Raw genomic sequence first — 12,568 nt, 5'->3', positions numbered from 1 at the left:
AAATCGGTCGCGGACCAATCGAAGAGTCCTCACTCGTACCCGCTGCCTGAAAATGGTGGCGGGTTCTTTTTCGCTGGATCGATCATGCAGAACCGGACGGTGCTTGGCATTCTGAGCCTCTGCCTCGGCGTGCTGGTTTTTTCGTTGCAGGATCCGCTGGTGAAGGCGGTTTCGGGCGGCTATCCGGTGACCGAGGTGATGGCGATCCGCGCCATCGTCGCGCTGCCGATCCTGATCGTGCTCGTCCAGGCCGACGTCGGCCTGAAGGCGGTGCTGTCGAAGCGGGCAGGCATGCTGACGCTGCGCGCCTTCATCCAGTTCTCGTCCTACACGGTCTATTATCTGGCGATCGCCGCCTTGCCGCTGGCCGATGCGGTGGCGCTTTATTTCATGGCGCCGCTGTTCATCATGGCGATGGCCGGTCCCTATCTCGGCGAGCGCGTCTCATGGAAGATGCTGTCGACGGTGCTGATCGGCCTGGTCGGCGTGCTTGTGATGGTGCGTCCCGGCGCCGGCGTGTTCGACTGGGCGGCGCTGCTGTCGCTGGGCTCGGCCTTCCTCTACGGCTTCTCGCAACTGATGGCGCGCCGTATCGGCGACACCGAATCATCGACCGTGATGGCCTTCTATCAGAACGGCGCCTATCTCAGCGGCGCCATCGCCGTCGCAACCGTCTTCCACCTTGCCGGCATCACCCATGCGGCGCATCCGAGCGTCGAATTCCTGGTGCGGCCATGGGTATGGCCGACAATGCCGGACTTCCTGAAGATGGCCGCCTGCGGCCTCGTCGCGTCCGCCGGCATGATCCTGCTCTCGCAGGCCTACCGGATGGCGCCGGCCAATCGCGTCGCCACTTTCGAATATACCGGCATCCTGTGGTCGCCGCTGTGGGGTTTCCTGTTCTTCGCCGAAGTGCCGCGCGAAACCACGGTGCTGGGCGCGGCGCTGATCATCGGCGCCGGCCTGCTTGCGCTCAGCGGCGGGCGTCGGCGAAGTGCGGCGCCGGCCGCCGCTGTCACGGCCGATGCGGTCTCAAGCGAAGCAGCTTAATGCCTTGCCGACGCGGCCACGGATCTCGGCAAGCGTGAACGGCTTCTGCACGACGTCGAGGATGATGCCGTTGAGCTCCTCGGCGCGCTCGCGCTGGTCGGCATAGCCGGTCATCAGCATGATCCGCATCGTCGGGAACTCTCTTGCAGCCGATGTCGCCATCTCGATGCCGTCCATTTCCGGCATGCGGATGTCGGACACCACCAGATCGAAACCGCCGCGCGCCTGCCGGATCATGTCCAGCCCCTGCGCGCCGTCGGTGGCGATGGTGACATTATGGCCATCGCGCTCGAGCGCGCGGGCAGCGAGGGTGCGGACGGACTCATCGTCCTCGACGATCAGAAGCTTTGCCATGCCGAGATAGATGCCGCCGAAACGTTGATGTTTTCTGAAAATTCTAACGATCGGCGGCTTTTCGGAATGGCGCCGCCTTCTCAGGCGTCGCCTTTCACCACCCCGACAAACGGCAGCTCGCGGAACGCATGGGCCACATCCATGCCGTAGCCGACGACGAAATAGTCTGGGCAGTCGAAGCCCACATAATCGGCGTTGAGCGAGGTCTGGCGGCGCATGCGCTTGTCGAGCAGCACCGCGATGGCGCAGCTCTTGGCGCCGCGCGAAAGCATCAGGTCGCGGGTGTAGGAAAGCGTCTTGCCGGATTCGAGTATGTCGTCGATCAACAGCACGTCGCGGCCGGCGACCTCGTTGTCGATGTCGCGCAGCACCCTGACCTCGCCGCTGGTCGTGCCGGCGCCGTAGCTGGAGATGAAGATAAACTCGACTTCCGGCGACAGGCCGACATCATGCATGGCGCGGATGAGATCGGCGGCGAAGACGAACGAGCCCTTGAGGATCGAGATCACCAGCAGGTCATGGTAATCGCGCCCGGCGATTTCCTTGGCGAGTTCGAGATTGCGGCGCGCGATCGCCGACGCCGAAAACAGGACCTCGATGTCCTTGCCGCGTACAACTGGCATTCTTTTGTCCTTCAAAACCACCTAGGACGCCAGGCGCTAGGTGTGTCGAGATTCAGGTCAGGCCGAGTCGAGAACGATGGCTTCCGAGAACCGAAGCGGAGCGTACTTGAAGTACGTGAGCACCGGAAGCGAAGGAAGCCCTCGTTCGCAGGCCGGCCTCACCTGAATATCGACACACCTAGCCGGCGAAGATTACGGAGACTGTCCTGACGCCGTCTTTAGGCACATCGAGGCGGCTCGAAAAGCCGAATCTTTCGCCCGGGCGCAGCGAACGGTTCGATGTCCCCAGCCTGTAGCGGATGATATTGGAATTGTTATCGGTGACGCGGATTTCGAGCGGCGGCAGCGTTTCCGACTTCATCCCGTCATTCGCCGCCTCGCCATCCACGAACAGCACCGGCTTCAATCCCGACGCATCGATGCGCGACGTCACGCCGGAGATGGTGAGCGCGCTCGCCGGCGCGGCGGTCGTCCAAAAGGGGCTTTGCCGGACCAGCGCATGACCACCCGACACCCAGAAGGATGCGAGCGCTATGCCGACGCCGGCTATCCAGAACAATGGACCGCCACGCGAGGATCGCGACGGCGCCGCCTCCGGTCTGCGCAGCATGCCCATGCCGCCGATCGATGGCGTCGACGGCATCTGCGGCGGCGGTGCCGATTCTGGATAAGCGGCAAAACGCGGCAGCACCACATAGTCGGCATCGACGATGTCGGCCGCATCGAACGTGACGCGTTCCGGCGCGGCATTTGTTGCCGTGCCGGTCATGATTTCGCCGGAAACAGGGCGCGCGGTTCTCTCGTCAGCCATTACGGCACCAGTGCAGTCTTCGTTTCTTTTGCGTAAACGCAATTGGTTAACGCTTCCCCACCGGAATGGCTTTGATGCATGCTGGACGTTGCAAAATTAACCGCCGGTTAACCATGCCGGCCGATGGTCTGTTAAGATAGATTGTGGCGCGTCGCCGCCGAGAGTTTCCAGGTCGCCGAACGTGATCCGCTTCGAAAATGTCGGCCTCCGCTATGGCATGGGTCCGGAGATCCTCCGGGACATCTCCCTGCACATTCCGGAGCGCTCCTTCCAGTTCCTGAGCGGCCCTTCGGGCGCCGGCAAGACGACCTTGCTGCGCCTTTTGTTCATGTCGCTGAAGCCGACGCGCGGCCTGATCACAATCTTCGGCAAGGACCGCTCGCGCATATCGCGCGGCGAGCTGCCGCTGCTGCGCCGCCGCATCGGCGTGGTGTTCCAGGATTTCCGCCTGCTCGACCACATGACGACCTACGAGAATGTCGCCCTGCCCTTGCGCGTGCGCGGGCGCGAGGAGGCGACCTACCGCACCGACGTCACCGAGCTGCTGAAATGGGTCGGGCTCGGCGACCGCATGCATGTGCTGCCGCCGGTGCTGTCGGGCGGCGAGAAGCAGCGCGCCGCGATCGCCCGGGCCTTGATCGAACAGCCGGAGATCCTGCTTGCCGACGAGCCGACCGGCAATGTCGATCCGCCGCTGGCGCGCAGGCTGCTAAGACTGTTCATCGAGCTCAACCGGCTGGGCACCGCCGTGGTGATCGCCACCCACGACCTCGGCCTGATGGAACAGGTCGATGCGCGTCGCATGATCCTGGCCGGTGGAAGGTTGGACGTTTATGACTGACCTTCCGGCCGATCACCTCCAGCACGAAACGCTCGAGACGACGACGGTCCGGCGTGTCCAGCGCAAGACGGCGCCTATCGTACCGGCGCAGAACATCGCTGGACGGGCGCTGGTGCTGGTCATCGCCATCATGACCTTCCTGTCCTGCCTCACCTTCGGCGCCGTGACGCTGGTGCGCGATACCGCCTCCGTCTGGGAGAACCAGATATCGCGCGAGGCGACGATCCAGATCAAGCCGGCCGACGGTCTGGACATGGAGGCGGCCCTTGCGCAGGCCTCGCAGATCGCCAGCGAGTTCCCCGGCGTGAAGGGCACCAAGATCATCGACCGCGACGCGACCGCGCGTCTTCTGGAACCGTGGCTGGGCAGCGGCCTCAACATTGACGAGCTGCCGGTGCCGCGGCTCATCATCGTCACCATCGACGAGGCCAGCCCGCCCGATTTTGCCGCCATGCGCGCCGCCATCACGCCGAAAATACCGACCGCGGCACTCGACGATCACCGCACCTGGGTCGACCGGCTGGTCGCCATGGCGCGCACGACCGTGACGATCGGCATTGCCGTTCTGGTTCTGATGCTGTCGGCAACCGTGCTGACGGTGGTGTTCGCCACACGCGGCGCCATGGCCGGCAACGGCCACATCATCGAGGTGCTGCATTTCGTCGGCGCCGAGGCGCGCTTCATCGCGCGCGAATTCCGCTGGCATTTCCTGGTCACCGGCATGAAGGGCGCGGCCGCCGGCGGCGCCCTGGCGATCGCCGTCTTCATCGTCTTTTCCTGGTGGTCGTCGCGCAACATGGCGACGCCCCAGGCCGACCAGGCAACCGCTTTGTTCGGCAATTTCGCCATCGGCTCAGCCGGCTATTTCGGCGTCGGTCTGATGGTGCTGGTGATCGGCGCGCTGACCGCGGCCACCTCGCATGCGACCGTTGTCGCCTATCTCAGCGACATCGACGTTCGCCAGCCGGATGCGGGCTGACCGATGAGATCAATCCGGAAACCGGCGCAAAGCGCTATAAACAAACAAGACAATGATCACGCGTGGGACACTTGCCGTAACGCAATGTGCGCCGTCTCACCTATCAACGGCCGCATTTCGGAGTTAACCATTAGAGGCTTTCAGGATTAACCGGGGATGATGGAAGCGCGGGATTCGATCGAGACGGCTGGACGAATGCCGGCGATGCGTGTGCGCAGCGCTGCCTTCGCCGGGTTCGGTCGTTTGAGGCTCGCCCTGCGCGTCTGCGGTTTCGTGGTTCTCGCCGCGCTGGTGCTTTTTGCCGGCGGCTTCGGCTGGTTTGCCGACAAGGTCAGCCATATGACGACTCCGGCCAATCCGGCCAGGGCCGACGCCATCATCGTGCTCACCGGCGGGCAGTCGCGGCTCGACGCGGCGATGGACCTGTTGGCCTCCGGCAAGGGCGAACGGCTGCTGATCAGCGGCGTCCATCCGTCGGCAACCAAGCGCCAGCTGCAGGCGGCGATGGGCGGCGACAAACAGCTCTTTTCCTGTTGCGTCGATATCGACCGCGCCGCGCTCGACACCATCGGCAATGCCGAGGAAAGCGCCAAATGGGTGGAAAACCACGCCTATGGCAGCATCATCATCGTCACCAACAATTACCACATGCCGCGCAGCTTGCTCGAGATGGGCCGGCTGCTGCATGGCGCGCGCCTGGAGCCCTATCCGGTGGTCAATACCAATCTCGGCAACGGCGGCTGGCTGACCAAGCCGGAGGCCCTGCGTGTGCTGCTCACCGAATACAGCAAATATGTGCTGTCTCTGGCGCGCGGCTTCCTTCCGCTGCGCGCGACGCCCGAAGGCGTCGCGCTCGCCGAAGCCTCGACGGTGGTGAAGAATTAGACTTCGCCTGGCGTGCGCAGGCGCGCAATCTCCTGCTCCAGGCTGGCGATGCGCCGGTCGCGCTCGGCAAGTGCGGCCGCGACATCCGCCGCCTCGAAGCGCTGCGGGATGTGCTGCGGGCAATTGGCGTCCCAGGCGGAGACCGTGAACAGGATCGCCTGCTCCGGCCGCGCCTTGTAGTCCGCGGGCATCAGCTTCGCCGTCAGCTCCGGGTCATTCTCAACGACGCGCGCCCTGCCCCAGATCTTGATGCGCTGCCGGAGCATATAGTCGATCAGGAACAGGAAGGCCTGGTCATTGTCCTCGAGATTGCCCTGGGTGATGAACTGCCGATTGCCGGAAAAGTCCGCAAAGCCGATCATGTGCTCGTCCAGCACCTTGAGGAAACCGGCCGGCCCACCGCGATGCTGGATGTAGGGCTGGCCTTCGGCGTTGGCCGTCGCCAGGAACACGCTGGTCTGTGCTTCGATGAAGGCGGCAAGATCCGGAGCGATCGTTGCCCGCCAGCCGCCGTGCTGCTCTACGCGCGCATAGGAATTGCGCGACCCCTTGCGGGACTGGATGGCCTTGACGGTAGGCGTGAAGGCGACGTCGCTGGTGAATTCATTCATGCTGGCGCTCCGCGGACAGGATCGCACATCAGTTAGGCTCTTCCGAAAACCGGATGTAGAGAGCATGTTTGCAATCTATCTTTCCATATTTCGGAAGAATAATGGACCGCCTCAACGCTATGTCCCTGTTCGTTGCCACGGTGGAGGCCGGCAGCCTTTCCGCTGCAGCCAAGCGCGCCGGCGTGCCGCTGCCGACGGTGAGCCGCAAGCTTTCCGAACTGGAGAAGCATTTGGGGACGCGTCTGCTCAACCGCTCGACGCGGCGCCTGACGCTGACCGATGCCGGCCAGTCCTATCTTGCCGCCTGCCGTCGCATCCTCGACGAGGTGAGCGAGGCCGAGCGCGATGCTGCCGGCGAATATTCGAGCCCGACCGGCGAGCTGGTCATCACGGCGCCGGTCGTGTTCGGCCGCCTGCATGTGCTGCCGGTGATCGCCGGCTTTCTCGCCGTCTACCCGCAAGTGGATGTCCGCTTGACCCTGTCGGACCGGATCACCCAACTGGTCGAGGAGCATATCGATCTCGCCCTGCGCATCGGCGAGCTGCCGGATTCCGCCATGGTTGCAATCCGCATCGGCTCGATCCGCCGTATCGTCTGCGCAAGTCCCGCCTATCTCGCCTTGCACGGCACGCCGACGACCCCGCAAGACCTTGCCGGCCACGACTGTGTCACCTTCGAAGGTCTCGCCGCTCCCGCGGCATGGAGCTTCGGAACCGGCAAGGCGGAAACGACAATCCCTGTTCGCTCGCGCCTGCAAGTCAACACCGCCGAAGCGGCCATTGATGCCGCGATTGCCGGGCTCGGGCTGACGAAGGTGCTCTCCTACCAGGCGGATGCCGCGGTGCGCGCCGGCGCGCTGCGGCTGGTGCTGCAGGCCTTCGAACCGCCGCCCTGGCCGGTGAGCCTCGTCCATGCCGGCCAGGGCCGGCTACCGGTAAAGCTGCGCGCCTTCCTCGATTTCGCCGCGCCGCGTCTCAAGGAACGGCTGGCTCGGTCACTCTAGCGGCACCATTCGACAATGGCGGCGTTTCCTTTTTTCCGCCGCTTGGTGTAACCAACGCACACTTCCTCACGGGCCCCTTGCATGCTCATCATTCGCTCGCTGGCGTTCAACTTCGTCTTCTATCTCAGCCTGATCGTCCAGATGATCTTCTGGACGCCTTTCTATTTCCTGTCGCCGCGCCACCGCGCCTGGTTCGTGCCGAAATTCTGGTCGCGCACCTCGATGTGGCTCTATGACAAGATCGCCGCGACGAAGAGCGAGATCACGGGTGTCGAGAACCTGCCCGAAGGCTCCTTCATCCTGGCGCCGAAGCATCAATCCTTCTGGGATGCGATCGCCTTCTTCCCCTATCTCGACGACGCGCTCTACATCCTGAAGCGCGAACTGACCTGGATCCCCTTTTTCGGCTGGTACATCTTGAAGATGCGCATGATCCCGGTCGACCGCGGCAACCGTTCGAAAGCGCTGAAGGCGGTCGTCGTCGCGACCAGGCAGGAGATGAACCGCAATCCGCGCCAGCTCATCATCTATCCCGAAGGCACCCGCCGCCCGCCGGGCGCCGAGCCGTCTTACAAATACGGTATCGTCGAGCTTTACACGCAGCTCGGCGTTCCCGTCGTGCCGGTTGCCCATGTTGCCGGCCTCTACTGGCCGCGCCGCAAGTTCCTGCGCTATCCCGGCACCATCAAGGCCCGCTTCTTGCCCGCGATCCCGCCAGGACTCGGCAAGGAGGAATTCATGCAGCGGCTGATCGGCGAGACCGAGGCCGCCTGCGACCAGATGCTCGTCGAGGCCGCGCAGGCGCCGAACCCGCCGCCGATGCCGCCGACGGCGGTGAAGCGGCTGGCGGAACTCGGCGTAACCGCGAAGACCTGATCGGCTACCGCAGCACCACCAGCAGGGTCATCAGCACCAGCGTGCCGGCAAACACCAGGTTGATGATCCGGGAGGCCAGCGGATGGCGCAGGACGCGCGCGAACGCCGTTCCGGCAAGCAGCCACACAACGTGGATGGCGACGATCATCGCGGCAAGCACCAACAGCCTGATGGAGACGCCGAGCGCATCGGCCTGCGACGCGGCGCCGGCGAAAACCGCTCCGATCGCCACATAGGCTTTCGGGTTGGCGACGGCGAGCATGAAGCCGCCGAGAAAATCGGGCTTCGTCGCCGTGCTCCCGCGCTCCGCCAATGGCGGCGCTGTCGCTATTTTGAAGGCGAGATACAGGATGTAGCCTGCCGAGGCGACCGCCAGCACCGGCGCCAGAACCGGCAGCGAGGTCAGCATGCCGAAAATCCCGGCCGCCACCGCCACAAGCACGGCGATCGTGCCGAGCGCCACACCGGACGTGTAACCCAGGGAAGGGCGCAGACCGAAAGCCGCACCGACCGCGGTCACGCTGATGGTCGCAGGTCCCGGGCTGCCCATGACGACCATCGCCGCCAGGATAAGCGCCAGCACCTGCTGCCAGGTCTGCGCCTCGTTCAAGATGCCATCGGCCATGCCGAACCCTCCTGCCGCCGCGATGCGACAGGACTGAAGCGGGTTTTGTCATGACCGTCTTGGACGATCGTGCGCAGTGCGCTGTCAGGCGCTGGCGCGATCCAATGCCGCGACGTCGTCCGCCGAAAGCTTGAGCGACGCGGCGCGGATTAGGCTATCCATCTGGGCCAGGGTCGTGGCACTGGCGATCGGCGCGGTGACGCCCGGCCGCGCGATGATCCAGGCCAGCGCCACCTCCGCCTGCTTGGCCGAATGGCGCTCGGCCACGGCATCGAGCGCGGAAAGGATGCGCATGCCGCGCTCGTTGAGATATTCGGCGACGTCTTCGCCGCGCTCGCTCTGGCCGAGATCGGCCTTGCTGCGGTATTTGCCGCTCAGGAATCCCTTGGCGAGGCTGAAATAGGTAATGACGCCGATATCCTCGGCTTTGCAGAGGTCGAGCAGCGGTCCGTCGAGCGACGAGCGGTCGTACAAATTGTATTCGGGCTGCAGCACCCCGTAACGTGGCAGGCTGCGCAGGCTGGCGACGTCGAGCGCGGCTCGCAGCTGGCCGGCATCGAGATTGGAGCAGCCGGGATAGCGGATCTTGCCCTTTTCGAGCAGCCGCTGATAGGCACCGAGCGTTTCCTCGTAAGGCGTGGCCGGATCCGGCCAGTGCGACAGATAGAGGTCGATGACATCGGTTTGCAGCCGCTTCAGTGAAGCGTCGACCGCCTTTTCGATATAGGCAGCGGAGAGGTCGCGCTTGCCCTGGCCCATGTCCGAACCGACCTTGGTGATGACGATGACCTGATCGCGGTTGCCGCGGCTCTTCATCCAGTTGCCGATGATCGTTTCCGATTCGCCGCCCTTGTTGCCGGGAACCCAGCGCGAATAGGCATCGGCCGTATCGACGGCGTTAAAGCCGGCAGCGATGAACCGGTCGAGCAGGTCGAAGGAGGTCTTCTCGTCGGCGGTCCAGCCGAAGACGTTGCCGCCCAGGACCAGCGGCGCGATAGAAAGGTCGGTGCGACCGAGACGACGTTTCTGCAAGACTGATCTCCGTGATGCTGGAACGGGCCTGACGCCCAAGGATGGGATGCCGCTAAGCTAGGTCGCGGCCGGGCGAGGTCAAAGGCATGGTTTTGTTTTTTGATCGGACCAGAGCAATTCCAGCAAAACTGCGTCGCGGTTTTGCGTCTGGTATTGCGTAAAAACAAAGAGATAGAGCATTGGAGGCGAAATTATTTCGCCGAAAATGCGCGTCACGAATACGCGACCCGACGGCCCACCTCCTCCAGCCAGTGATCGCGGATGCCGAGCGCCTCGAGATGCTCAAGTGTGCTCAAGACATAGTCCTCGTTTCGCCCGGATTGGCCGACCGCGCCGCGAACGATCCTGGCCGCGTGATCGGCGTCGAGCGCGCCGGCATACTGCTCATGCTGGCGGTCGACGGTGTAGGCGACCGCCTCGACCGCGCCTCCACCATCCAGCCGGACATCGAGGATGCGTTCGAGATAGATGCTGGTGACCAGCTCGCGCTCGCGCAGATAGGAAAGCACCTCGTCGCGCAAATTGCCGGGAACACGGTAGGCGAGGCGACGCAGGACCCGCCCCGGTCGAGGCCGAGCACCAGGCCCGGCCGCGCGCGCGTGCCGCGATGCACGAAGGAATAGACGCAAAGCGAGCGGCGATAGCCGTAAAGCCGGGCGCGGCGCGTCTCGACATGGGCAAATCCGGGCCGCCAGATCAGCGACCCATAGCCAAAAACCCAAAAATCGCCCATATCGCCAAGCCTGATCGCATTCGAGTGAACGACACCGCACCGCCGAGGTGCTTCTTCTGGCCCCCGCTTGTTTGCGTATTGGTAAATGCCCGCTCGCCGGGTTAACGAGAGCCGCAGCATGACGTCAAGTGACGAGCGATCGCCCAAACTTCGCCGCCGGCTGTTCTGGCTTGCCGCACTCCTTGTCGTGCTGTTCGCCGCCTATAGCGGCGGCTGGTTCTATCTCGCCGACAGGCTCAAGACCGAGGCCGACCACGCGGTGGCGAGACTGGGCAGCAAAGGGATCGCCGCCGGCTGCGCCAACCTCGCCGTCAGCGGCTATCCGATGAGCTTCACGGTCTCCTGCGACAACATCGCCTATGAAGACGATACCCGGAAGGTCGCCGCCTCCACCGGCAGCTTCAACGCCGTCGCCGGGATCGCCGAACCCTTGTCGCCGGTCGTCGACCTGCGCGGGCCGTTGAGGACGATGGCGCCTGGTATGCCGCCGCTCTGGATCGACTGGGACCGGTTGCAGGCCAATGTCAAAGTGTGGTGGCCGTTGCCAAGGAGCGTTTCCGTGCAGGCTGAAGGCCTGAACGGTCAGACCGACCCGCAGGACGACACGGATCCGATGCAATTGTTCAGCGCCGGCAAGGCGGCCGGCCAATTGCAGCCGGCCGGCCAGGACATCAATTATGTCGGCAGCTTCGGCGACCTGGAGATCAACGCGGATGCTATCGACGGGCGCGCACTGCCGGCGCTGGACGGCAGTGGCGACGTGACGCTGAAGAACGGCGTGGCGCTGATCGCAGCGCCGCCGAAGAGCCTGCGCGGCCAGTCGATCGAGATCGCCAAGCTCGACCTGTCGTCGGGCACGGCGCGTGTCACCGTGTCCGGACCGGTCTCCGTGGATGCGGAAGGGCTGGTCAACGGGGACCTGACGATCAAGCTCAAGGACCCGAAAGCGGTGGCATCTATCCTTGCCGGCGCGATTCCCGAGCATGAAAGCGAAATCGAGCAGGGTTTTTCTGCCATTGCCATGCTTGGCAAGGAACCCTCCTTGCCGCTCAAGATCGTCAAGGGCAAGGCTTCGCTGGGCTTCATCCCGCTCGGCAAGGTCAAGCCGCTTGAATAGAGCGTGGTCCCGAACCGAAGGTCAGCATAGCAAAAGGTGGGGACCGGTTTTCGGGTGAGATCATGCCGACTGAGAAGAGTAAAGCAACGATGCCGAAGCCGGTCAGACTGCTCAGCGTCGGCGCCTTCACCCTCGATACGATCCTTCGCGTCGAGACGCTGCCCGCGCATCAAGGCAAGTTCATCGCCAGCGACGGCGTCCAGATCGCTTCCGGCATGGCGACAAGCGCCGCCTGCGCCGCTCGGCGTCTCGGCGCCGAAGTCTCGCTATGGGCGAGCGCGGGCGACGATCCGGTCGGCGACCAGCTTATCGCCGACATTCAGGCCGAAGGTATCGACTGCAGCCTCATCCGTCGCGTCGCCGGCGCGCGATCGGCGCTGGCCGCGATCCTGGTGGATGCGCATGGCGAGCGCGTCATCGTCCCCTTCTATGATAAAAAGGCGCAAGCCGATCCCGAGGCGCTGCCGCTTGCCGACCTCTCCGGCTTCGACGGCGTGCTGGTGGATGTCCGCTGGCCAGGCGCCGCGGCCCTTGCCTTAAACGCGGCCAGATCGACCGGCCGTCCGGCGATCCTGGACGCCGACACCGCGCCGATCGAGGTGCTGGAGCGGCTCTTGCCCTTGGCCTCGCACATCGTCGCTTCCGAACCGGCGGCGCGCATCGTCTGCGGCCACGCGCTCGACCCCGAAAGCGCCTGCGCCGACCTCGCTTCGCGCACCGATGCCTTTGTCGCGGTGACCGGCGGCGCGGCCGGCACCTGGTGGCACGACCGCGCGACTCGGCGCGTGCGCCATGTCGAGGCGCCGAAGGTCAAGGCGATTGATACGCTCGCCGCCGGCGACGTCTTCCACGGCGCCTTCGCCGTCGGCCTCGCGGAGGCCATGCCCATGGAGGAAGCCCTGCGCTTTGCCAGCGCCGCCGCCGCGCTCAAATGCCTGCGCTTCGGCGGCCGCCTCGGCGCGCCGGATCGGGCCGAAACGCTGGCGATGATGGCGGCGCACTGGCCGCCAGCCCAGGGCTAGAACGC

14 protein-coding genes and 1 pseudogene are annotated in these 12,568 nt (G+C 64.6%); 8 read left to right on the top strand and 7 right to left on the bottom strand.

The features are described 5' to 3' along the window. The first annotated feature begins 84 nt into the window (after positions 1-84). Positions 85-1,050, top strand: coding sequence for a DMT family transporter (locus tag LB552_RS19455; protein WP_224609466.1), 966 nt, complete (start codon positions 85-87; stop codon positions 1,048-1,050). Here LB552_RS19455 and LB552_RS19450 read toward each other — a convergent pair. The 3 genes from LB552_RS19450 to LB552_RS19440 form a co-directional block, all read right to left on the bottom strand. Next, on the bottom strand, positions 1,033-1,404 hold the full coding sequence (locus tag LB552_RS19450; protein WP_224527434.1) for a response regulator: 372 nt from the start codon (positions 1,402-1,404) through the stop codon (positions 1,033-1,035). The genes LB552_RS19455 and LB552_RS19450 overlap by 18 nt on opposite strands. A gap of 80 nt (positions 1,405-1,484) precedes the next feature. Beyond that, a complete protein-coding gene (hpt, locus tag LB552_RS19445; RefSeq protein WP_095767471.1) occupies positions 1,485-2,027 on the bottom strand; it encodes a hypoxanthine phosphoribosyltransferase in 543 nt (180 codons plus the stop codon). Positions 2,028-2,205: 178 nt separating this feature from the next. Beyond that, positions 2,206-2,838 (bottom strand): hypothetical protein, encoded by a 633-nt coding sequence (locus LB552_RS19440; RefSeq protein WP_224609463.1) that lies wholly within the window; start codon positions 2,836-2,838, stop codon positions 2,206-2,208. A gap of 181 nt (positions 2,839-3,019) precedes the next feature. On the opposite strand from LB552_RS19440, the gene ftsE reads away from it, so the two are divergent. The 3 genes from ftsE to LB552_RS19425 all read left to right on the top strand — a co-directional run bounded on the left by ftsE (position 3,020) and on the right by LB552_RS19425 (position 5,543). After that, positions 3,020-3,679, top strand: coding sequence for a cell division ATP-binding protein FtsE (gene ftsE / locus LB552_RS19435; RefSeq protein WP_140632926.1), 660 nt, complete (start codon positions 3,020-3,022; stop codon positions 3,677-3,679). Continuing rightward, complete coding sequence (locus LB552_RS19430; RefSeq protein ID WP_224607996.1) at positions 3,672-4,658, top strand: cell division protein FtsX; 987 nt, start codon at positions 3,672-3,674, stop codon at positions 4,656-4,658. Before ftsE ends, LB552_RS19430 begins: the two co-directional genes overlap by 8 nt. A 156-nt stretch (positions 4,659-4,814) precedes the next feature. After that, positions 4,815-5,543, top strand: a complete 729-nt coding sequence (locus LB552_RS19425; RefSeq protein ID WP_224609460.1) for a YdcF family protein — start codon at positions 4,815-4,817, stop codon at positions 5,541-5,543. Here the strand turns inward: LB552_RS19425 and LB552_RS19420 are convergent. Then, entirely contained in the window at positions 5,540-6,154 is a 615-nt protein-coding gene (locus LB552_RS19420) for a pyridoxamine 5'-phosphate oxidase family protein (RefSeq protein WP_224609457.1), read from the bottom strand. The genes LB552_RS19425 and LB552_RS19420 overlap by 4 nt on opposite strands. Before the next feature lie 101 nt (positions 6,155-6,255). On the opposite strand from LB552_RS19420, the gene LB552_RS19415 reads away from it, so the two are divergent. Both LB552_RS19415 and LB552_RS19410 read left to right on the top strand, forming a co-directional pair. Continuing rightward, entirely contained in the window at positions 6,256-7,158 is a 903-nt protein-coding gene (locus LB552_RS19415; RefSeq protein WP_224609454.1) for a LysR family transcriptional regulator, read from the top strand. 81 nt (positions 7,159-7,239) lie between these two features. Continuing rightward, positions 7,240-8,034: a lysophospholipid acyltransferase family protein gene (locus tag LB552_RS19410; protein WP_224609451.1), complete on the top strand. Its 795-nt coding sequence runs from the start codon at positions 7,240-7,242 to the stop codon at positions 8,032-8,034. Positions 8,035-8,038: 4 nt separating this feature from the next. On the opposite strand, the gene LB552_RS19405 is transcribed toward LB552_RS19410, so the two are convergent. From LB552_RS19405 to LB552_RS19395, 3 genes and pseudogenes are all read right to left on the bottom strand, one after another. Next, a complete protein-coding gene (locus LB552_RS19405) occupies positions 8,039-8,659 on the bottom strand; it encodes a LysE family translocator (protein WP_224609448.1) in 621 nt (206 codons plus the stop codon). Between the two features lie 84 nt (positions 8,660-8,743). After that, positions 8,744-9,691: an aldo/keto reductase gene (locus tag LB552_RS19400; protein WP_224609446.1), complete on the bottom strand. Its 948-nt coding sequence runs from the start codon at positions 9,689-9,691 to the stop codon at positions 8,744-8,746. Positions 9,692-9,903: 212 nt separating this feature from the next. Then, a pseudogene (locus LB552_RS19395) lies at positions 9,904-10,424 on the bottom strand (gamma-glutamylcyclotransferase). A gap of 118 nt (positions 10,425-10,542) precedes the next feature. Here LB552_RS19395 and LB552_RS19390 point away from each other — a divergent pair. Next, positions 10,543-11,541 (top strand): DUF2125 domain-containing protein, encoded by a 999-nt coding sequence (locus LB552_RS19390; protein WP_224609443.1) that lies wholly within the window; start codon positions 10,543-10,545, stop codon positions 11,539-11,541. A gap of 89 nt (positions 11,542-11,630) precedes the next feature. Further along, positions 11,631-12,563: a sugar kinase gene (locus LB552_RS19385; RefSeq protein WP_224609440.1), complete on the top strand. Its 933-nt coding sequence runs from the start codon at positions 11,631-11,633 to the stop codon at positions 12,561-12,563. Positions 12,564-12,568 lie beyond the last annotated feature (5 nt).

It is taken from the genome of Mesorhizobium sp. CA7 (genome assembly GCF_020165015.1).
Classification (GTDB): domain Bacteria; phylum Pseudomonadota; class Alphaproteobacteria; order Rhizobiales; family Rhizobiaceae; genus Mesorhizobium.
The sequence above is the reverse complement of the archived record's forward strand: the minus strand, read 5'-3'. Positions and strand labels throughout refer to the sequence as shown.

Bases quoted from the DNA above. Each gene is read 5' to 3' on its own strand.
- LB552_RS19455 (WP_224609466.1), top strand. From the start codon at position 85: ATGCAGAACCGGACGGTGCTTGGCATTCTGAGCCTCTGCCTCGGCGTG.
- LB552_RS19450 (WP_224527434.1), bottom strand. From the start codon at position 1,404: ATGGCAAAGCTTCTGATCGTCGAGGACGATGAGTCCGTCCGCACCCTC.
- hpt (WP_095767471.1), bottom strand. From the start codon at position 2,027: ATGCCAGTTGTACGCGGCAAGGACATCGAGGTCCTGTTTTCGGCGTCG.
- LB552_RS19440 (WP_224609463.1), bottom strand. From the start codon at position 2,838: ATGGCTGACGAGAGAACCGCGCGCCCTGTTTCCGGCGAAATCATGACC.
- LB552_RS19430 (WP_224607996.1), top strand. From the start codon at position 3,672: ATGACTGACCTTCCGGCCGATCACCTCCAGCACGAAACGCTCGAGACG.
- LB552_RS19425 (WP_224609460.1), top strand. From the start codon at position 4,815: ATGATGGAAGCGCGGGATTCGATCGAGACGGCTGGACGAATGCCGGCG.
- LB552_RS19420 (WP_224609457.1), bottom strand. From the start codon at position 6,154: ATGAATGAATTCACCAGCGACGTCGCCTTCACGCCTACCGTCAAGGCC.
- LB552_RS19415 (WP_224609454.1), top strand. From the start codon at position 6,256: ATGGACCGCCTCAACGCTATGTCCCTGTTCGTTGCCACGGTGGAGGCC.
- LB552_RS19410 (WP_224609451.1), top strand. From the start codon at position 7,240: ATGCTCATCATTCGCTCGCTGGCGTTCAACTTCGTCTTCTATCTCAGC.
- LB552_RS19405 (WP_224609448.1), bottom strand. From the start codon at position 8,659: ATGGCCGATGGCATCTTGAACGAGGCGCAGACCTGGCAGCAGGTGCTG.
- LB552_RS19390 (WP_224609443.1), top strand. From the start codon at position 10,543: ATGACGTCAAGTGACGAGCGATCGCCCAAACTTCGCCGCCGGCTGTTC.
- LB552_RS19385 (WP_224609440.1), top strand. From the start codon at position 11,631: ATGCCGAAGCCGGTCAGACTGCTCAGCGTCGGCGCCTTCACCCTCGAT.